The organism is Streptomyces sp. NPDC006655 (assembly GCF_040703965.1).
GTDB lineage: Bacteria > Actinomycetota > Actinomycetes > Streptomycetales > Streptomycetaceae > Streptomyces.
In genome coordinates this window covers 34,160-54,330 of record NZ_JBEYJU010000014.1, presented here as the reverse complement: position 1 = coordinate 54,330, position 20,171 = coordinate 34,160, and the positions used below count along the sequence as shown (strand labels likewise).

Genomic DNA, 20,171 nt, shown 5'->3' with positions numbered 1-20,171 from the left:
CGATCAGGACGATCGGCCACGTTGCCGTACACGTCCGCGCGGCAATCGCACGACACGGCGGGCGAGTTGAAGTCAACGGGCTCGAGCCGTACAACAACGACAACAGGGCCTCCGGAAACCGCTCGGAATGGGGTCGCGCCGGTGTTCGCCGGCACCGGCAACCCGAACCAGGTCCAGATCTGTTGCACCGGATGCCGGACCTGCGAGAGGCCGCAAGGCGGCGTGGCCGCCGATGCCGGCGCCAAGGTCGCCGACCTCGCCCGCTTCCTCGCCGTCGACCCGACGGCGGGGTACGCGACACCGGTCATGTGGCGTCCTGCTGCGCTCACTGCCCGATGACTGCGGAAGGTGCGGTGCCCGATGGTGGTCTCGTATCGGGTTCTGTGGAGGTGGTGAGGGGCCACCGCCGCCAGAAGACCGGGCTCTACTGCGATCGATGAGGTGGGCGGGCCATGGCGGCCGGGTTGACGATGCGGTCGAAGTCCTCGGCGCTGATGGAGCCGGAGTCCAGTGCGGCCTCACGCAGGGTGGTGCCCTCCTCGTCGGCCTTGTGCGCGATGGCCGATGCCTTGTCGTAGCCGATGACCGGGGAGAGGGCGGTGACCAGCATGAGGGACCGGTCGACATAGGAGTCGATCTGGTCGCGGTGGAGCTCGGCACCCTCGATGCAGTACTGGCGCAGGTTGGCGCAGGCGTCGGTGAGGATGGTGGCCGCGTGCAGGAAGTTGTTGATGATGACCGGGCGCATGGCGTTGAGCTCGAAGTTGCCCTGTGAGGCGGCGAAGGCGACGGCGGCGTCCTCGGAGAGGACCTGGAGGCAGACCATGACCATCGCCTCGCACTGGGTCGGATTGACCTTGCCCGGCATGATCGAGGATCCCGGCTCGTTGGCGGGAAGGATCAGTTCGCCCAGTCCGCAGCGGGGCCCTGAGGCCAGCCACCGGATGTCATTGGCGATCTTCATCAGCGGCACGGCGAGGGCACGCAGGCCGGAGGAGGCGCCGGCCATGGCATCCAGGCCGCCCTGGGCGGCGAACTTGTTCTCCGCGGTGCGGAAGGGATAGCCGGTCGCGGCGGCGATCTCGCCGGCGATCTGCTCGCCGAAGCCGGGTGGGGCGTTCAGCCCGGTGCCGACTGCGGTGCCGCCCGCGGCGAGCTCGTACAGGCCCTCGGCGGAGGCGGTGGTCCGGTCGACGGCTTGTGCCAGTTGGTGGGCGTAGCCGGACCACTCCTGTCCGACGGTGAGCGGGACCGCATCCTCCAGATGGGTGCGGCCGATCTTCACCACGTCGCGCCACTGCTCCGCCTTGTCCTCGATCGCCCGCTGAAGCGCCTGCACGCTGGGCAACAGATGCTCGTGGACCGCCTTGACCGCGGCGACGTGCATGGCGGTGGGGAAGGTGTCGTTGGAGGACTGCCCCATGTTGACGTGGTCGTTGGGGTGGATCGGGGACTTGCTGCCCAGCTCGCCGCCGACCAGCTGGATCGCTCGGTTGCTGATCACCTCGTTGGTGTTCATGTTGGACTGCGTCCCGGACCCGGTCTGCCACACATACAGCGGGAAGTGATCGTCGAGCTTGCCCGCGATGACCTCGTCAGCGACCTTTTCGATCAGGTCGGCCTTCCAGGCGGGCAGCCGCCCGGCCCGCCCGTTGAGGATCGCGGCCGCCTTCTTGACGTGGCCGTAGGCGTGGTAGACCGCCTTGGGCATCCGGTCGTCCCCGATGGAGAAGTGGATCAGGGACCGCTGTGTCTGGGCACCCCAGTACCGGTCCGCCGGTACGTCGATCGCGCCCATCGAGTCCGTCTCCCGCCGGGTTCCGGTCGCGTCCAGCCCCATGGGCACGTCGAGAACCTCCGGCGTGTCCTCGTGCTTGCCGGCGCCCGACTGCCGCGCGGTCATGCCGTCGCTCCCTTCCCGTAGCCGGGCTCCCACATGGCCTGGCGGACGGCCTGGCCGGGATCGGCCGGCGCGCTGGTGGCGACGCTGTCGCTGACCGCCGCTTCGACCACCGCCGCCGCGGTGATCGCGGAGGACTTGCGCAGGTTCTCCACAGGGGGCAGCAGAGAGGCGCCGGGTGCGCTGACGTCGACCTGGTCGGCCACCGCCCGGGCAGCTGCGAGCAACATCCCATCGGTCACCTTCGATGCGCCGGAAACGACCGTACCCAGGCCCAGACCGGGATACAGCAGCGCGTTGTTGGCCTGCGCGATCTCGTAGGTCACCCCGTCGTGCTCGACGGGCGGGACGGGGATTCCGACGGCGACCAGGGCCTTGCCCTTCGACCAGGCGATGACGTCGGCCGGCATGGCCTCGATGCGCGAGGTCGGGTTGGACAGCGGGAGGATGACCGGACGCTCGGTGCCCTCGGCCATGGCCTCGACGACCTCGCGGGTGAACGCCCCGTGCACGGTGGAGGTGCCCAGCAGGATCGTCGGCTTGACCTGCTTGACGGTTTCCAGCAGGGAGATCCCGCCGTCCTCCTCCGGCCAGTCGGCGACCTCCGACGGATCGCGTGCGTAGGGCTGCTGGAAGTCACGCAGGTCACTTGTGTCGCGGGTGAGCAGGCCCGGCTTGTCGATCAGCCAGACCTGGGCCTTGGCCTCCCGGCGGCTCGCACCGTCACGAACCATGGCATCGCGCAGCTGGTCGGCGATGCCCACCCCGGCGGTACCCGCGCCGAAGACCGCCACCCTCTGCTCTCGCATCGGCACGTCGCTGACCTTGATGGCCGACAGGACTGCGGCCAGGGTGATCGCACCGGTGCCCTGCATGTCGTCGTTGAAGATCCGGTAGCCGCCGTAGGTCTCCAGGATCCGCCGGGCGTTGCTGGGGCCGAAGTCCTCGAAGTGCAGCAGCGCACGCGGGAACATCGCCGAGACCGTCCGCAGGTACGTCTCGATGAACGCGTCGTAGTCGGCGCCCCGGACCCTGGGGTGCCGGTTGCCCAGGTACAGCGGGTCCTTCAGCAGCTCCTCGCGGTCCGTTCCCACATCCAGTGACACGGGGATGACGCGGGCCGGGTCGATGCCGGCTGCCGCGGAGTAGACCGCCAGCTTGCCGGCCGCGATCTGAATGCCGCCCACGCCCCAGTCGCCGATGCCCAGGATCTGCTCCGCGTCGCTGCACACGATCAGGTCCAGGTCCTCGGGTCCGAGTTGGAGCGTGGCGAAGGCCTTCTCGATGTCCTCGGGCCGGTCGATGGACAAGAAGACGCCACGCGGGCGGCGGTACTCATGGGAGTACTTCTCGATCGCCTCGCCCACCGTGGGGTCGTACACGACCGGCAACAACTCCACCAGGTGATCGGTGAGCACCTTGTAGTACAGAGTCTCGTTGCGGTCGTGCAGCTGCTCCAGATACACGTTCTTGGCCAGGTCACCGTCCTGGGCCTGTAGCTGCTGGTACGCGCGCTGCGCCTGCTGCTCCAGCGTCAGTACCGCGGACGGCAGGCGCCCGGTCAGGCCCAGCTCGTCCCGGTCCGCTTGCGTGAACCCCACGCCCCGGTTGCGGAGTGGATCAGTCAGGACGCCTGGAATGGCCGGAGTCCGCGCGGTGTGCTTGGTCATCATGCCCTCCCTGGGGGCGCGTGCATTCTGATTACCGCCCCGCGGGCCTGGACCGGGAGCGTCACCCAGGTCCGTCACTGCCGTACGCGAGGCACCTGTCCCCGCCGCTCGTCGCTGTCGAGCCGGTTCGCCGGATCACCCGGGACTGCCCACGGCCGGGACAATTGCGCGGGTAACCCCGCCGAGTCTGCTGACACACGCTTGACCTCAGGACCGTCGGGGATCCTTCAATGCCCACCACAAGGATCGCAGGGAGAGTTACCTGCACCGTGCCGTCCGAGCAGGGACGACGTCTACGGGCAGCTCAGGTCGCCATCGCGACGAACTGGGTGAAGGCGCACTGCGAAAGCCAAGCTCGGGGAATGTCCGGCTCGCGGCACCACGTGCGGAGGGTTGTGCTCGGCAGCCGGCCTCGTCCAGCCACTCAGTGTCCGCGGCGAGAAGAGCCTCGGCGTGGCCCATGAGCCAGTGTCCGATGTCACGGGGATCGGTTTCCAGGTGGAATCGGAGCCCGAGGATATGGGCTCCGACGGCGAACGCCTGGTGCGGGCATCGCGAGGTGGCGGGCGCCGACGGCCAGTGCGAAGCAGTCGTTGTACCAGTGCAGGAGGCGAACATCGCAGCATGTCGCACTCCTGGAAGACTGCTCCCTGCCTGCTTTGTGCAGGTCAGGGGCGGTCTGCACGCTACTTGGCGCGCGTCGGACCCGAAGACGCTCGTGGACGATGCCCGGTCCTCTGCAGCCGGCCGCCTTCGTACTCATCGCGCCCTGCGGGGTGGCGTGAAGACGTAGAGGTCGAGGATGTCGGGGCACGGGGCGACTCCAGGGCCACCCGCCCGTACCCAGCCGGCGACGTCCTCGGTGGCGGCCGCGTCGTTGACGAGTCCGAGCCAGACCGGGCGCGCACCGGCGGCACGTGCGGCCGCGGAAGGCTGGACGACGATCACATTCGCGTGCTCGCAGACGTCGAGGCAGTCGGAGACCCGTACCGGTACCTCCTCGGCAAGGCGCGCGAGTTGCCGGTCGTGATCCACACCTGTGACTTTCGGGGTTCCGCAGCAGCAGTCCCGGCACACGACGACGCGGCACGGTGCCGGCTCGGCGGACGTGAGCTCCGTGCCCATTGCTTCAGGGCGCTGTCGAGGCATCGCTCGTCACACTCCTCTTCGGGGGATCTTCGTCCCGGACGGCCGGGCGCAGAAAGCGGATCACGGGGTGGCCGGGGTCGTGGCCGACCTCGGCACGGACGCCGTAGACCTGCTCGATGAGGGTGGGCGTCAGGACCTCGGCCGGAGTGCCCTCCGCGACGGCGCGGCCCTCGCGCAGGACGAGCAGGCGGTCGCAGTACATCGCGGCGAGGTTGAGGTCGTGCAGGGCGATGACGGCGGTGACCCGCAGGCTCGCGACGAGTGCCAGCAGGTCGAGCTGGTGCTGGATGTCGAGGTGGTTGGTGGGTTCGTCGAGGAGGAGCTCGCGGGGTTCCTGGGCGAGCGCGCGGGCGATCTGGGTGCGCTGGCGTTCGCCGCCGGACAGGGTGTGCCAGGACTGGCCGGCCCGCTCGGTCAGTCCGGTGCGGGCCAGGGCTTCGGCGACGGCATCGGCGTCGGCTGCCGAGGCCGGCGCCCAGGCGCGGCGGTGCGGGATGCGGCCGAGGGCGACGACGTCGTGAACGGTCAGTTCGGTCTGGGTGTCGGCATGCTGCTCGACCGTGGCGATCCGGCGGGCGGTGGCGCGGCGGCCGAGATCGGCCAGGGGACGTCCGTCCAAGGTGACGACGCCGACGGTGGGGGCGAGGACTCCGGCCAACAGTCTCAACAGCGTCGACTTTCCTGAGCCGTTGGGGCCGAGGAGGCCGACGGTCTCGCCATGGCTCAGAGTGAGGGTGACGCCGTCGACGACGATATTGTCGCCGAGGCGTCGTACGACGCGGTCCGCGTGCAGGCTGGTCATGTCCTTCTCCGTCCGCGGTAGAGCACGGCCAGGAACGCCGGCACGCCGATGAGGGACGTCACCACGCCCACCGGGACCTCCTGGGGGTCGAGGACCGTACGGGCGAGGGTGTCCACCCACACCAGGAAGACGGCCCCGGTCAGCGCGGTGACCGGCAGCAGCCGGGCGTGTCCGGAGCCGGTGAGGACGCGGGTGGCGTGGGGCAGGACCAGGCCGACGAAGCCGATCGCGCCGGCGCAGCCGACCAGGACGGCCGTGAGCAGTGCGGTCACGGAGAGGAGGGCCAGGCGGGTACGGGCGACGTGGACTCCGAGTCCGGCGGCGGCCTCCTCACCGAAGGCGAACGCGTCGAGCGTACGGGCGTACCCGAGGCAGGCGACGAGGACCACGGCCAGGACGGCCGTGCAGAGCAGCACCTGTCCCCAGTCGGCCGCGGTGAGCGAGCCGAGCAGCCAGAACAGGACGCCCCGGGTGGTCTCGGCGTCCGCTGAGGTCAGGACGGTGAACGAGGTCAGCGCGGAGAACAGCTGCATGACCGCCACTCCTGACAGCACGACCCGGTCGGTGCCGCCGCCGAGGGTGTGGCTGAGCAGCAGCACCAGGGCGAAGGAGAGCAGCGCGCCGAGGAAGGCGCCTGCCGACAGGGAGATCACTCCGCCGCCGACGCCCAGCACGACCACGGCGACCGCTCCCGTGGACGCGCCGGAGGACACGCCGAGCACGAAGGGGTCGGCGAGCGGATTGCGCAGCAGGGACTGCATCACCGCCCCGCACACGGCGAGCCCGGCACCGCACACGGCGGCGAGCAGCGTGCGCGGCATCCGCAGGTTCCACACGATGCCGTCCCGCAGCGGCGCCAACGTGCTCTCGCCGAGGCCGAGATGGGCCGCGACGGACGCCCAGACGTCTGCCGTGGAGATGTCGGCGGGACCGATCGTCACAGCCACGGCGATCGACGCGAGCAGCGCGGCCAGTCCGCCACCGGTCACCAGCAGGGCACGCACGCTCACTTGGCGAGCCCGAAGTCGCGCAGACCGGCTGCGACCTTCTCGATCCCCTCGATGGTGCGGATGGACGGGTTCATCGCCTGTCCGCTCAGCAGGACGTACCACTTCTTCTTGACGGCGGTCAGGTTGCGGGTGGCGGCGTTGGTCTCCAGGAAGCGGATCTTGGCGGCGGCGGTCTCCGCGGTCTGCTGCCTGCGGGTCAGGTCGCCGATCACGATCACATCGGGGTCGCGGTCGGCGACCGTCTCCCAGCTGCTCTGGGGCCATTCGTCGTGGGTGTCGGCGAAGGCGTTCTTCGCGCCGACCGCACGGGTGATGGCGCCCGGTGCGCCGCAGCAGCCGGCGAGGTAGGGCGACCGGGAGTTGGCGAACCAGTACATGAGCGAGACGTCGGAGCCGTTGAGCCCGGCGGTGGCCGTGCCGACCCGCTTCTTCAGGGATGCGACCAGCTTCTCGCCCCGCGCCTCCACGCCGAACGCCCGTGCCAGGTCACGTATCTCGCCGTACACGACATCGAGCGTGAGCGGCTCGCTGCGTGATCCGTCGCCGCCGCTGTCGTTGTCCTTGCCCGAGCAGTCGGACGGCGAGACATACGTGGGCACGCCCAGCTTCTCGAACTGCGCGCGGGTGGCGACCCCGCCCTTGCCCAGGGTGGAGACGAACGAGGCGGTGACGAGGTCGGGTTCGGCGTCCAGGACCTTCTCGAAGGAGGGCGCGTTGTCGGCGAGGCGCGGCACGGAAGCGTTCGCCTTCTCCAGGCCCTTCATCACCGGGTCGGTCCACGTGGCCGTACCGGCAATGCGGTCGGCGAGGCCGAGGGAGAGCAGGATCTCGGTGCTGCCCTGGTTGAGGGACACGGCCCGCTTCGGCGCCGCTGTCAGGGTGACCTTCTGGCCGCAGTCGTCGAGGGTCACCGGGTACCCGGCGGCCGCGGTCTTCGCCGACTTCGCGCTGTCGGCACCGGAGGAGCCGCAGGCGGTGAGCAGCAGGGAGGACGTGAGGAGAAACACCGGAGTGCGGATGAGGGCGGGGGCGCGGAGCACGGGCATGCCTCTGGGGTCGGGGCTCGTACGCGGAGCCTGGCCTACGGACGTCCCTCCACGCCGAAGCGCGGAGGTGCCAGCAGGTCTTCGGACTCGGGTTCGTCCGGACGGGACGCCTTCCCGGTCTCCCAGTGGCGTTGCGTGCCCCGCCCGTCCCCCTCACCGCTGCGCGTCAGTTCCGGGTTCGCACCGGATTCCCTGGCCTCGGATGTGGCTCGACTGGCCCGCTGAGGCTATCAAGTCCGTCGTACGGTCACGTCGTGCGTGCGGTCATGCGAGCCATGCGGACTCCTTGTGACGGAGGCGCGGGGAGGCGTCCGAGTGGCCCGTGGCAGCCGGTGTGCCCGTGGTGCCGGGTACGGCCGAGTGCCCCAGGTGCCGGTGCACGAAGTGGATGGCCATCGCGCCCTCACCGGCCGCGGAGGCCACCCGCTTCACCGAGCCGCTGCGGACGTCCCCCACCGCGAAGACCCCGGGCAGGCTGGTCTCGAGGGTCATGCACGGGCGCCCGCGGCCGTGCCACACCTCGGGAGAGGTGCAGGCTTCCTGGGCCTCCGGCCCGGTGAGGACGAAGCCGCGGGAGTCGACGGCGACGGTGCCGGCGAGCCACTCGGTGTGAGGTTCGGCGCCGGTGAAGACGAACAGGCTCCGCGCCGCGAGGCGGCGGTGCACGCCCGTGCGGTTGTCGACCACGTCGAGCTCCTCCAGCACCTCCTGGCCGATGACCTCGGTGACCTCGGTGTGCAGCATGACCTCCACCCGCGGATGGCGCTCGACCTGGTCGATGAGGTAGCGGGACATGTTGGCCTCCAGGCTCGCTCCTCGGACCAGCAGGTGCACCTTCGGCGCGTACCCGGCGAGGAACAGCACCGCCTGGCCCGCCGAGTTGCCTCCGCCGACGACGGCCACCGGGTCGGCGCGGCACTGCTGGGCCTCGTAGACGGTCGCCGAGTAGTGCACGCTCGTTCCCTCCAGGCGTTCGATGCCGGGCACCCGGAGCCGGCGGTAACGGGCACCCATGGCCAGGACGACGGCGCGGGCGGCGATCTCGCTGCCGTCGGCGAACGCCACGACGTAGTGGTCGTCGTCCTTGCGGTGCAGACCGGTCGCCTCCAGTGGAAGGCTGATCCCGGCGCCGAATTTCTCGGCCTGGAGCACTGCGCGTTCGGTGAGTTCGGCGCCGGAGATGCCGGACGGGAAGCCGAGCAGGTTCTCGATGCGGGACGACGTGCCGGCCTGGCCTCCGGTGGCCATCGCCTCCGCCACCGTGGTGCTCAGACCTTCGGAGGCGGCGTACACCGCGGCAGCGAGGCCGGCAGGTCCGGAGCCCACGATGAGGACGTCGCCGTGTCGGCTTCCGGCGGGCAGGGACGGCAGGCCGATGAGCCGGGCCAGTTCCGCGTTGCTCGGGTTGCGCAACAAGGTGGTGTCCCGCCAGATGACGAGTGGTGTCTCCGCCGGACCGACGCCGAAGCGGCGCAGCAGTTCCTCGGCCTCCTCGTCGGTCTCCAGGTCGATCCAGCGGTGCGGCAGCCGGTTGCGGACGGCGAACTCGCGCAGCCGTCTGGTGTCGGGCGAGTAGCGAGAGCCGATGATGCGGAAGCCGGCGCCCTGTCCGACGAGCAGCGCGCGACGGCACAGACAGGCGCGCAGCACGAGGTCCCCGATGGTGGGGTCCTGGGACACCAGGTGGCGCAACTGGTCCAGGGAGAGGACGAGGACCTCGCCCGGCTCCCTGGCGACAGCGGTGTAGAAGGCCACTTGTCCGTGCAGCAGGCCGAGTTCGCCGATGAAGCGACCGGGGCCGTGCACGCGCAGCACGTGCTCCTCGGGAGTGCCGTAGTCCTCGAGGACGGCGACGGTACCGCTGAGGACGACGTAGAACGTCTCGCAGCGCTCCCCCTCCCGGATCAGCACGTCGTTCGCAGCCATGGTCCGGCGTTGCCCGTGCTCCGCCAGACGTGCTGTCTGGTCCTCCGTGAGGCGCGGATACGCGCCGTAGATGTCCGGGGTCTCCCAGAAGGCGGCCTCGTCCGCGTTCTCCGGCACCGGTTCTTCGCCCGGCGGCGACTGGTCGCCGGACATCAGACGAACGCCTCGTGGACGAAGCACCAGCGCCAGTCCACGCCGGGCTGGAAGGACTGCACGATCGGGTGGGCGACGGCGGCCGCGTGCTTGCGGGCGTGCTTGTTCGGCGAGGAGTCGCAACAGCCGACGTGCCCGCAGGTCAGGCAGAGCCTCAGGTGGACCCACGGGGAGCCGAGCCTCAGGCACTCCTGACACCCTTCCGGGGTCAGTGGCTGGACCGGCCGGACGAGCGCGAGGTGGGGGTCTGTGTGCAGGGTCATCGGGATCACCCTTTCCGGGCGGTGAGCGACTGTTCCACCCACTGACGCAGAGCGGGGGCGGGTGCCGCCCCCGCCTGCCGGGCGACCGTCTCGCCCCGGTCGAGGATCAGCAGTGTCGGTACGGCCTGGACCTCGAAACGCCGCGCCAGTCGCGGGCTCTTGTCGATGTCGACCTTGACGAGTTTGATGCGGCCGGCGAGATCGGTGGCGACCTTCTCGAGTGCGGGGCTGACCATGCGGCAGGGGCCGCACCAGGTGGCCCACAGGTCGACCACGACGGGGACGTCGGCCCGCTCGGCGACCTCGGTGAAGTCGTCGTCGCCCGCGTCCACCAGCCACGGCAGGGGCTGCTTGCAGTGACCGCACCTGGGGCGGCCCTCCGCGGCCACGGGCACCCGGTTGGTGCGCCCGCAGTGGGGACACCTGACGGTCGTCGCTTGCATCGTGCTCATGCCGCCCGCGCTCCCTTCGCGTCCTCGGGCTGGTCGTAGGTCACGACCAGTTCTCCGTGTTCGGCGTCGACGCGGACCGTCGCGCCGTCCTGGACGTCACCGCGCAGCAGGGCGCGGCCGATCATCGTCTCGACCTCGTGGGAGATGTAGCGGCGCAGCGGCCGGGCCCCGTACACCGGGTCGTAACCCTGATGGGCAATCACCTCGCGTGCGGCATCGGTGAGTTCGACGGTGATGCGGCGTTCGGCGAGGCGGCGGCGCAGCTCGTCGAACTGAAGCTCCACGATCCGCTCGATCTGCCGCTCGCCGAGCGGCTTGAACAGCACGATGTCGTCGACGCGGTTGAGGAACTCCGGGCGGAAGTGCCCCCGCAGCTCGCCCATCACCAGGGCGCGGGCGTCCGGCTTGATCTCGCCCTCGGCGGTGGCGCCGTCGAGGAGGTGCTCGGAGCCGATGTTGGACGTCATGATGATCACGGTGTTGCGGAAGTCGACGGTGCGGCCCTGGGAGTCGGTGATGCGGCCGTCGTCGAGGACCTGCAACAGGGTGTTGAAGACATCGGTGTGCGCCTTCTCGATCTCGTCGAACAGCACGACCGAGTACGGCTTGCGGCGTACGGCCTCGGTGAGCTGTCCGCCTTCCTCGTAGCCGATGTATCCGGGCGGTGCGCCCATGAGCCGGCTGACGGTGTGCCGCTCCTGGTACTCGCTCATGTCGAGGCGGACCATGTTCTCCTCGGAGTCGAACAGGGCCGCCGCGAGGGTCTTGGCCAGCTCGGTCTTCCCGACGCCGGTGGGCCCGAGGAAGATGAACGAGCCGATGGGGCGGCGCGGGTCACGGATGCCGGAGCGGGCGCGGATGATGGCGTCGGCGACGAGTTTCACGGCCTCGTCCTGGCCGATGACGCGCTCGCGCAGGATCTCGTCGAGGCGCAGCAGCTTCTCGCGTTCGCCCTCCTGGAGGCGGGCGACGGGGATGCCGGTCCAGGCGGCGACGATCTCGGCGATCTCCTCCTCGGTGACGACCTCGCGCAGCAGCCGGTTCTGCCCCTGTTTGGCGGCCAGTTGCTCCTCCTCTGCCTTCAGCCGGCGCTCCAGGTCCTGAAGGCGTCCGTAGCGGAGTTCGGCGGCGCGGTTGAGGTCGTAGGCGCGTTCGGCCTCCTCCGCCTCGTGGCGGACCTGCTCCAGTTCCTGGCGCAGCTCCTGCACGCGGCGGATGGCCTGCCGTTCGGCCTCCCACTGGGCGTGCTTGGCGTCGGCCTCGCCGCGCAGGTCGGCCAGTTCCCTGCGCAGTTCCTCCAGGCGGGTCCTGCTGGCGGCGTCGGTCTCCTTGGACAGGGCCGCCTCCTCGATCTCCAGACGGGTGACGCGGCGGGTGATCTCGTCGAGTTCGGCGGGCATCGAGTCGATCTCGGTACGCAGCCGGGCGCACGCCTCGTCGACGAGGTCGATGGCCTTGTCGGGCAGGAACCGGTCGGTGATGTAGCGGTGGCTGAGGGTGGCCGCGGAGACCAGTGCGGTGTCCTGGATCTTCACGCCGTGGAAGACCTCCAGGCGTTCGCGCAGTCCGCGCAGGATGGAGATGGTGTCCTCGACGCTCGGCTCGTCGACCAGCACCTGCTGGAAGCGGCGTTCGAGGGCGGCGTCCTTCTCGATGTGCTTGCGGTACTCGTCGAGGGTGGTGGCGCCGATCATGTGGAGTTCGCCGCGGGCGAGCATCGGCTTGAGCATGTTGCCCGCGTCCATGGCCCCTTCGGCGGCTCCCGCGCCGACGACGGTGTGGAGTTCGTCGACGAAGAGCAGGATGCGTCCCTGGGCGGCCTTCACCTCGGCCAGTACGGCCTTGAGGCGTTCCTCGAACTCGCCGCGGTACTTGGCGCCGGCGACCAGGGAGCCCATGTCGAGGGCGAACACCGTCTTGTCGCGCAGGCCCTCGGGGACGTCGCCGCGCACGATGCGCTGGGCCAGGCCCTCGACGATGGCGGTCTTGCCGACGCCGGGGTCGCCGATGAGGACGGGGTTGTTCTTGGTCTTGCGGCTGAGGATCTGGGTGACGCGGCGGATCTCCGCATCACGGCCGATGACCGGGTCCAGCCGCCCGGACCGGGCCTCGAGGACCAGGTCGCGGCCGTACTTCTCCAGAGCCTCGTAGGCCACTTCGGGGTTGGCGGAGGTGACCCGCTGGTTGCCGCGGACCTGGGTGAGCGCGCCCAGGAACGAATCCCGGGTCACGCCGTGCTCCTTGAGCAGGCGTCCGGCGGCGGTCGCCGGACCCTCCTCGGCCAGGGCGAGCAGGAGGTGCTCCACGGACACGTACTCGTCCTTGAGTCGTCTGGCCTCCCGCTCGGCGGCATCGAGCAGGCGGGACAGGCGCTGCGTGACGAAGACCTGGCCGGGTGCCGCGCCGGGACCGGTGACCTTCGGGCGACGGGAGAGTTCCTCACGCACGGCCGCGCGCAGTTCCTTCGGCTCGGTGCCGGCCTGGTGCAGCAACCGTGGGATCAGACCGTCCTCCTGATCGAGGAGCGCGAGCGCCCTGCTCGGCGGGGCCCTCGCGATGCTGGCGTACGTGGTGTTCCCCGCCTGGGAGACGCCCCGGCTGCCGGGCCGGCTCGCGGACTGGCTCGCGGACTGGCTCGCCGCCAACGGCCGCTACGCGGCCGCGGTGCTCCGCGACTACGCCGAACCGACCCGGGAGCACCACGCCGCCATGCGCAGGGCGCTGCTGGAGAGCAGGGAGGCACGTGCCACCTGGCAGGAGGCGTACGACCGGGCACGGCGGGAGCCGGTCCGCCCCAGGAGCCTGACGTCGCGCGAGGCGCAGGAGGCGCAGGAGGCACTCAAGGGGTTCGGCCGGGCAGCGATGCTCATGGAGGGCCACGCCCCGCGGGCCGACAGCCGTTCCGCCCCCGAGGCGAAGCGATTCGCCGAGGCTCTGGAGACGGACACCGCGAAGGCGGCAGCCGCCGTGCGCGAGCACCGGAACCCGGAGTGGGGACGCGTGGCGGAGGCCCTCCACGCGTGGGAGGAGGCCGCCGCCGACAAGGCGAGCCCGGTCGTGCGGCGCGAAGCGGAACTGCAGAAAAGGGCCTTGGAAGACCTCGCGACAGCCGTGAGCCGCACACCCCTGGAGCGGGACGTCGGCTCTGCTCGCGAGGAGCAGCGGATGCGGGCGACCCTGGCTGCGGCAGGCAGCGGATCAGGGCCCGCGCACCGGGGTGGGTGACGGCGCCGGCCGAGGAGCGCATGGCACGAAGCGCGTAGCGGACTGAGCGGTCGACGGGTCAGCGCAGGTCCGCGGCGTCCAGCAGCACCGCCACGGTGGGAGCGACCAGCCCGGCGGGTGTGTCGGCCTTGATTCCCGCGCGGGCGCTGACGCCGTCGAAGACCAGGATCAGCTGCCGGGCGAGCAGCTCGGGGTCGCTCGCGCCACCCCGTTCGGCCTCGGCGCGGAAGAAGGCGGTCAGGCCCTCCTTGACCCGGTGGGCCACCCGGCTCGCCGGGTGGTTCTGGTCCTTGAGCTCGATCTGCACGGCGAGGTACCGGCAGCCCTGGAAGTCCGGCGCACCCGCCTGGGACACCAGCCGGTCGAAGACGTGCATGATCCGCTCGCGGGGTGACCGGCCGTCGTCCGCCGGCGGCAGCAGCGTCGCCGCGTAGACGGCGGCGCGTTCCTCCAGGCTGGCCGCCAGCAGTTCGTCCTTGCTGTCGAACAGCTGGTACATGGAGCGCTTCGACACTCCCGCCGCCTTGCACAGCGCGTCGACGCCGATGCCGACACCGTCTCGGTACGTGAGGGTGGCCGCCGCCTCCAGCAGCCGCTGCCGGGAGTTTGACTTCGCGTCGGTGGTCATGGGGCGAGGGTAACGCGATTCCGGCCCATCAGAAACCGACCGGTTTACAGGCCCGCCCCAGCCTCCCGCAGGTCGGATTTACTGAAGATTGATTGAACAGTCCAGGCTGATAAACCTAGTGTCAGTAGATATGGAGACGGACGAGACCTCCCGGCTGGCCTCCGAACTGCGGCTCGCGGTCGGGCGGGTGACGCGGCGGCTGCGGCAGGCCCATGCCGTGGGGGACATCTCGCTCTCCGGGGTGTCCGTGCTCGCGCGCCTCGCGGCCGACGGCCCTGACTCCCCCAGCGCGCTCGCCGAGTTGGAGCGGGTCCGGCCGCAGGCCATGGCCAGCACCCTCGCCCAGCTCGGACAACGCGGCCTGGTGACCCGTTCCCCCGACGCCGCGGACGGGCGGCGGAGCATCGTGGCCGTCACCGAGGACGGGCGGGCCGTGCTCGCCGAGCGGCGCTCGGAGTCGGTGCAGCGGCTCGCGACGGTGCTCGACGAGCTCTCCGCCGCGGAACGGGCGGCCCTCGCCTCGGCCCTGCCCGTGCTCGGACGTCTGGCGGAACGGCTGTGAGCGCGCGTACGCCCTCCGGCGCGCGGCCCGGCTCGCCGCGCTCGGCCCGCCGCCAGGAGACTCCGCCGGGGCCCGGCTACAAGTGGGTCGCGCTGTCGAACACCACACTGGGCGTCCTGATCGCCACCATGGACGCCTCGATCGTGATCATCTCGCTGCCGGCGATCTTCCGCGGGATCGGCCTCGACCCGCTCGCGCCGGGCAACATCGGCTATCTGCTCTGGATGATCCTGGGGTACCTGCTGGTCTCCGCCGTGCTGGTCGTCGTACTCGGCCGGCTCGGCGACATGTTCGGGCGGGTGAAGATCTACAACCTCGGCTTCCTGATCTTCGCGTGCGCCTCGGTCGCGCTGTCGCTCGATCCGTTCCGGGCGGGGGCCGGCGCCCTGTGGCTGATCCTGTGGCGGATCGTGCAGGCGTTCGGCGGGTCCATGCTCACCGCCAACTCGGCCGCCATCCTCACCGACGCGTTCCCGGCCCGGCAGCGCGGCATGGCCCTCGGCATCAACCAGATCACCGCGTTGGCCGGGCAGTTCCTCGGTCTGCTCGCGGGCGGCCTGCTGGCCGTCGTCGACTGGCGTGCCGTGTTCTGGGTGAGCGTCCCGGTCAGCGTCACGGGGACCGTCTGGTCGTACCTGAGCCTGCGGGAGACCTCGACGGGCCGGCCCGGCCGGATCGACTGGCTGGGCAACCTCACCTTCGCGGTGGGCGCGGGCATCCTGCTGGCCGGCATCACCTACGGCATCCAGCCCTACGGCGACAGCGCCACCGGCTGGCGCAACCCGTGGGTGCTCGGCGGGCTGATCGGCGGTGTCCTGCTGCTGCTGGCGTTCTGCGTCGTCGAGACCCGGGTCGCCGAGCCCATGTTCGACCTGTCCCTGTTCCGGGTGCGGGCGTTCGCCGCGGGCAACCTGGCGGCCCTGCTGACCGCGATCGCCCGCGGTGGCCTCCAGTTCATGCTGATCATCTGGCTCCAGGGCATCTGGCTGCCCCTGCACGGCTACGACTTCGAGGAGACCCCGCTGTGGGCCGGCATCTTCATGCTGCCGCTCACCCTCGGCTTCCTCGTCGCGGGCCCGGTCTCCGGCTATCTGTCGGACCGGTTCGGGGCCCGGCTGTTCTCCACCGCGGGCCTCCTGGTCGTCGCCCTGTCCTTCCTGGGACTGCTGGCACTGCCCGTCGACTTCCGCTACGGGCCGTTCGCGGCGCTGCTGCTGCTCAACGGGCTCGGCCAGGGCATGTTCTCGGCGCCCAACACGTCCTCGATCATGGGCAGCGTGCCCGCCGAGTACCGGGGCGTCGCCTCGGGGATGCGCTCCACCTTCCAGAACTCCGGTACGGCGCTGTCCATCGGGGTGTTCTTCTCGCTGATGGTGTCCGGGCTGGCCGCCGCGCTGCCGGACACGCTGCGGAACGGGCTCACGGCGCACGGCGTGCCGGCCGCCTCCGCCGCGCACGCCGCGTCGCTGCCGCCGGTGAGCACGCTGTTCGCGACGTTCCTCGGCGACAACCCGATCCAGCACCTGCTGTCGTCCGAGGGCGCCCTCGACCACGTCTCGGCGGCCCAGCGGGCGGTCCTGACCGGGCACACCTTCTTCCCGCGGCTGGTCTCCGGCCCCTTCCACCACGGCCTGGGCATCGTCTTCGGCGTGGCCGCGGGCATGGCCCTGGCCTCCGCCGTGGCCTCCGCGCTGCGCGGCGGCCACCGGGCCGGCGGTGCGCTCCCGGCCCCCGCCGCGCGGGTCACCGTGCGTCCAAAGCGGTGAGGACCCGGTCCGGGGTCAGCGGCAGGGTGCGGATGCGGCTGCCGATGGCGTGGTGGACGGCGTTGCCGATGGCGGCGGGGGTGCCGACGATGCCGATCTCGCCGATGCCCTTGCTTCCCATGGGATTGAGGTGCGGGTCGTCCTCGTCGATCCAGTGCGCCTCGATGTCGGGGACGTCGGCGTGCGTGGGGACGTGGTAGGAGGCGAGGTCGGACTCCGCGAAGTCGCCGTACGCCGGGTCCAGCGTGCTGCCCTCGGTCAGGGCCATGCCCAGGCCCATCGTCATGGCGCCGACGAACTGGGAGCGCGCGGTACGGGGGTTGAGGATGTGGCCGGCCGCGTAGACGCCGAGGAGGCGGCGGACCCGGACCTCGCCGGTGACGGTGTCCACGGCGACCTCGGCGAAGTGGGCGCCGAACGCGTGGCGGGCGTAGGAGCTGTCGGCGTCGGCGCGTCCGCTGGTGTCCGCGCGGACGCCGAGCCCGCGCTCGGGCAGCGGGCCGGTGTGGTCGGCGAGCCGGTTCAGCAGCCGGGCGCAGGCCTCGTGCACGGCCCAGCCCCAGGACGAGGTCCCGGACGAGCCGCCGGCCACCGGCGCCTGGGGCAGATCGCTGTCGCCGATCTCGGTACGGACCCGGTCGAGGGGCGCGCCGAGGGCGTCGGCGGCTATCTGGGCGAGGACGGTCCGGGCGCCGGTGCCGATGTCGGAGGCGTTCACCCGGACGAGGAAGGTGCCGTCCGCCCTGGCCTCGGCGGTGGCCGTGCACGGGGAGACAAGGACCGGGTAGCTGGCGGCGGCCACGCCGGTGCCGATCAGCAGCGGGCCCTCGGCGCGCCGCACGTGGTGGTGCCAGTCGAAGCGGCGGGCGCCCTCGCGCAGGCACTCGACGAGGTGCCTGCTGCTGAAGGGCAGGCCGCCGGCGGGTTCGCGGTCGGGTTCGTTGCGGATCCGCAGCTCGATCGGGTCCATGCCCAGTTCGTCGGCGAGTTCGTCGATCGCCGACTCCAGGGCGTACATCCCGGTCGCCTCGCCCGGGGCGCGCATCCAGGACGGGCTGGGTACGTCCAGCGGGACGACGTGGTGGACGATGTCCAGGTTCGGCGTGGCGTACATGACGCCCGAGGTGGTGCCCGCCAGCTCGACGTACGACCTGACCGGTGAGGTGTGGGTGGTCACGTCGTGCAGGAGGGCGGTCAGTTGCCCGTCCGAGGTGGCGCCCAGCCGCAGCCGGTTGAGGGTCGGGGCGCGGTGGCCGACCGTCGTGGGCATCCCGCGGCGCGGCCAGGCCACGGTGACGGGCCGGCCGGTGTGGCGGGCGGCCATGGCGGCGAGGACCACGTCCGGGCGCGCGGAGCCCTTGGAGCCGAAGCCGCCGCCGACGTGCTCGGCGCGTACGGTGATCCGGTCGACGGGCACGGCGAACAACCCGGCCAGCACGCTGCGGACGTCGCTGGTGCCCTGGCTGGAGGTGTGGACGGTCAGCCGGCCGCGGTCCCACTGGGCGGTGCTGGCGTGGGGTTCCATCGGGTGGTTGTGCAGGGGCCCGGTGCGGTAGGTGACGTCCACCCGGACGGCGGACCGGGCGAAGGCGGACTCCGGCTCGCCGTGCCGGTGGCGGGCGGGCTGGCCGCCGTTGGCCTCGTCGGGTGCACGGGTGGCGGGGTGGCCGGGGACGAGCACCACGTCGTGGTCGGCGGTCTCGTAGGTGACCTGGACGGCGTCGGCGCCGGCCCGGGCCGCCTCGGGGGTCTCGGCGACGACCAGGGCGACGCACCAGCCGCGGTGCGGTACGTCGGGACCCTGGAGCAGGGCGAGGGTGGCGTCGTCGGGTTCGGCCAGGCGCGGGGCGTTCTCGTGGGTGAGGACGGTGAGCACGCCGGGGACGGCGCGGGCGGGTCCGCTGTCGACGGCGGTGATCCGGCCGCGGATCACGGCGGCGGGGACGGCCCGGGCGAACACGCGGCCGGACAGGGGGTGCTCGGCGGCGTAGCGGGCGGCGCCTGTGACCTTGGCGAGCCCTTCCCGGCGCTCGGCCGGGTCGCCGAGGGCGGTGCGGGCCATGGCTACCTCCGGGGTGGGAGCGGGGCGGGCGCCGGGGTGAGCCGGGCCAGCACGTCGAGGGCGAGGTTGCGGGCGAGGGGCAGTTTGTAGGCGTTGTCCGGCAGGGGGCGGGCGGCGGCGAGTTCCAGGTCGACGGCGCTCGCGAACACCGCCGGGGTGGCCGCCTCGCCCAGCAGGGCCGCCTCCGCGACCCGGGCCCGCCAGGGGCGGTGGGCGAGCGCGCCGAAGGCCAGGCCCACCTGGCCGACCTGCCCGTCGGCGACCCGGAGTACGACCGCGACGGAGGCGAGCGCGAAGGCGTACGACGCCCGGTCCCGGGCCTTGCGGTAGGCCGAGGGCACGCCGGCCGCGGCGGCGGGCAGCAGCACCCCGGTGATCAGCTCGCCGGGGCGGATCTCGGTGTCGCGCTCGGGGTGTTCCTCGGGCAGCCGGTGGAAGTCGGTCGCCTCGACGGTGCGGGCGCCCTCGGGGCCGTACAGCTCGATGCGGGCGCCCAGGGCGGCGAGGGCGACGGCCATGTCGGAGGGGTGGGTGGCGATGCAGTGCGGGGAGGTGCCGAGGACGGCGTGGTCGCGGTGGACGCCGTCCAGGGCGCCGCAGCCGCTGCCCGGCCGGCGTTTGTTGCAGGGCTTGCCGGGGTCCTGGAAGTAGCTGCAGCGGGTGCGCTGGAGGAGGTTGCCGCCGGTCGTGGCGACGTTGCGCAGCTGGCCGGAGGCGCCGGCGAGCAGCGCCTGGGACAGCACCGGGTAGCGGTCGCGGACCAGGGGGTGGGCGGCGAGGTCGCTGTTGCGGACGGTGGCGCCGACCCGCAGTGTCCCGTCGGGCAGTTCCGCCACCCCGTCCAGGGGGAGGCGGCTGACGTCGATGAGGGCGGTGGGCCGTTCGACGCCGAGTTTCATCAGGTCGACGAGGTTGGTGCCGCCGGCCAGGTAGCGGGCGCCGGGGCGGTCGATGAAGGCCTCGACGGCCTCCTCGGGGGTGCGGGCGCGGACGTAGTCGAAGGACCTCACGGGATCACGTCCCGCACCGCGTCGACGATCCGGGGGTAGGCCCCGCACCGGCACAGGTTGCCGCTGAGCCGCTCGCGGATCTCGGTCCGGTCCAGCGGGACCGGCCGCCCGGACGGCGCCGCCGGGTCGGTGACGTGCGAGGGGTGCCCGGCGGCGGCCTCGCTGAGCACGCCCAGGGCGGAGCAGAGCTGACCGGGGGTGCAGTAGCCGCACTGGAAGGCGTCGCGGTCGAGGAAGGCCCGTTGCAGCGGGTGCGGGGCCTCGCCGTCGGCGGACAGGCCTTCGACGGTGGTGATCTCGCTGCCGTCGAGGGACACGGCGAGCAGCAGGCAGCTGTTCACCCGGCGTCCGTCGGCCAGCACGGTGCAGGCGCCGCACTGGCCGTGGTCGCAGCCCTTCTTGGCGCCGGTCAGGTCCAGGTCCTCGCGGAGCACGTCCAGCAGGACGCGCCGGTGGTCGAGGAGCAGGGTGTGGGGTTTGCCGTTGACCCGGAGGGTGGTCTCGGAGCGCTGGATGTCACTGTCCATGGCGTGCCTGTCTTCCCGAC

The 20,171-nt window shown here is 71.6% G+C and carries 17 protein-coding genes and 1 riboswitch; of the genes, 3 read left to right on the top strand and 14 right to left on the bottom strand.

Annotation, left to right across the window (positions count from 1 at the left end):
• Positions 1–424: 424 nt before the first annotated feature.
• The 10 genes from fumC to clpB all read right to left on the bottom strand — a co-directional run bounded on the left by fumC (position 425) and on the right by clpB (position 13,016).
• A complete protein-coding gene (gene fumC / locus AB0958_RS11140; protein ID WP_366890079.1) occupies positions 425–1,903 on the bottom strand; it encodes a class II fumarate hydratase in 1,479 nt (492 codons plus the stop codon).
• Positions 1,900–3,573, bottom strand: coding sequence for an NAD-dependent malic enzyme (locus AB0958_RS11135; RefSeq protein ID WP_366890078.1), 1,674 nt, complete (start codon positions 3,571–3,573; stop codon positions 1,900–1,902). Before AB0958_RS11135 ends, fumC begins: the two co-directional genes overlap by 4 nt.
• Before the next feature lie 756 nt (positions 3,574–4,329).
• Positions 4,330–4,695, bottom strand: coding sequence for a (2Fe-2S) ferredoxin domain-containing protein (locus AB0958_RS11130; protein ID WP_366890076.1), 366 nt, complete (start codon positions 4,693–4,695; stop codon positions 4,330–4,332).
• 4 nt (positions 4,696–4,699) lie between these two features.
• Positions 4,700–5,521, bottom strand: a complete 822-nt coding sequence (locus tag AB0958_RS11125) for an ABC transporter ATP-binding protein (RefSeq protein ID WP_366890075.1) — start codon at positions 5,519–5,521, stop codon at positions 4,700–4,702.
• Entirely contained in the window at positions 5,518–6,531 is a 1,014-nt protein-coding gene (locus tag AB0958_RS11120; protein ID WP_366890074.1) for an iron chelate uptake ABC transporter family permease subunit, read from the bottom strand. The genes AB0958_RS11125 and AB0958_RS11120 overlap by 4 nt, the downstream gene beginning before the upstream one ends.
• Entirely contained in the window at positions 6,528–7,577 is a 1,050-nt protein-coding gene (locus AB0958_RS11115) for an ABC transporter substrate-binding protein (protein ID WP_366890073.1), read from the bottom strand. The genes AB0958_RS11120 and AB0958_RS11115 overlap by 4 nt, the downstream gene beginning before the upstream one ends.
• A gap of 54 nt (positions 7,578–7,631) precedes the next feature.
• Positions 7,632–7,810: riboswitch (cobalamin riboswitch) on the bottom strand.
• A gap of 31 nt (positions 7,811–7,841) precedes the next feature.
• Positions 7,842–9,656: an FAD-dependent oxidoreductase gene (locus AB0958_RS11110; RefSeq protein WP_366890072.1), complete on the bottom strand. Its 1,815-nt coding sequence runs from the start codon at positions 9,654–9,656 to the stop codon at positions 7,842–7,844.
• Complete coding sequence (locus AB0958_RS11105) at positions 9,656–9,919, bottom strand: UBP-type zinc finger domain-containing protein (protein WP_366890071.1); 264 nt, start codon at positions 9,917–9,919, stop codon at positions 9,656–9,658. Before AB0958_RS11105 ends, AB0958_RS11110 begins: the two co-directional genes overlap by 1 nt.
• A gap of 5 nt (positions 9,920–9,924) precedes the next feature.
• On the bottom strand, positions 9,925–10,371 hold the full coding sequence (gene trxA, locus AB0958_RS11100; protein WP_366890070.1) for a thioredoxin: 447 nt from the start codon (positions 10,369–10,371) through the stop codon (positions 9,925–9,927).
• Complete coding sequence (clpB, locus tag AB0958_RS11095) at positions 10,368–13,016, bottom strand: ATP-dependent chaperone ClpB (protein ID WP_366890069.1); 2,649 nt, start codon at positions 13,014–13,016, stop codon at positions 10,368–10,370. Before clpB ends, trxA begins: the two co-directional genes overlap by 4 nt.
• Here clpB and AB0958_RS11090 point away from each other — a divergent pair.
• Positions 12,940–13,596 carry a hypothetical protein gene (locus AB0958_RS11090; RefSeq protein WP_366890068.1) on the top strand — a complete coding sequence of 219 codons (657 nt, stop codon included), beginning with the start codon at positions 12,940–12,942 and terminating at the stop codon, positions 13,594–13,596. The two genes, clpB and AB0958_RS11090, sit on opposite strands and share 77 nt — an antisense overlap.
• A gap of 58 nt (positions 13,597–13,654) precedes the next feature.
• On the opposite strand, the gene AB0958_RS11085 is transcribed toward AB0958_RS11090, so the two are convergent.
• Entirely contained in the window at positions 13,655–14,224 is a 570-nt protein-coding gene (locus tag AB0958_RS11085) for a TetR/AcrR family transcriptional regulator (protein WP_366890067.1), read from the bottom strand.
• A 130-nt stretch (positions 14,225–14,354) separates the two neighbouring features.
• Between AB0958_RS11085 and AB0958_RS11080 the strand changes: the two genes are divergently transcribed.
• Both AB0958_RS11080 and AB0958_RS11075 read left to right on the top strand, forming a co-directional pair.
• Positions 14,355–14,786, top strand: a complete 432-nt coding sequence (locus AB0958_RS11080; RefSeq protein WP_366890066.1) for a MarR family transcriptional regulator — start codon at positions 14,355–14,357, stop codon at positions 14,784–14,786.
• Positions 14,787–14,878: 92 nt separating this feature from the next.
• Complete coding sequence (locus tag AB0958_RS11075; protein ID WP_366890157.1) at positions 14,879–16,552, top strand: MFS transporter; 1,674 nt, start codon at positions 14,879–14,881, stop codon at positions 16,550–16,552.
• On the opposite strand, the gene AB0958_RS11070 is transcribed toward AB0958_RS11075, so the two are convergent.
• Genes AB0958_RS11070 through AB0958_RS11060 form a run of 3 tightly spaced genes read right to left on the bottom strand, consistent with a single transcriptional unit; the run spans position 16,530 to position 20,151 of the window.
• Complete coding sequence (locus AB0958_RS11070; protein WP_366890065.1) at positions 16,530–18,614, bottom strand: xanthine dehydrogenase family protein molybdopterin-binding subunit; 2,085 nt, start codon at positions 18,612–18,614, stop codon at positions 16,530–16,532. The genes AB0958_RS11075 and AB0958_RS11070 overlap by 23 nt on opposite strands.
• Positions 18,615–18,616: 2 nt before the next feature.
• A complete protein-coding gene (locus tag AB0958_RS11065; protein WP_366890064.1) occupies positions 18,617–19,624 on the bottom strand; it encodes a xanthine dehydrogenase family protein subunit M in 1,008 nt (335 codons plus the stop codon).
• A complete protein-coding gene (locus AB0958_RS11060) occupies positions 19,621–20,151 on the bottom strand; it encodes a 2Fe-2S iron-sulfur cluster-binding protein (RefSeq protein WP_366890063.1) in 531 nt (176 codons plus the stop codon). Before AB0958_RS11060 ends, AB0958_RS11065 begins: the two co-directional genes overlap by 4 nt.
• Positions 20,152–20,171: the final 20 nt, after the last annotated feature.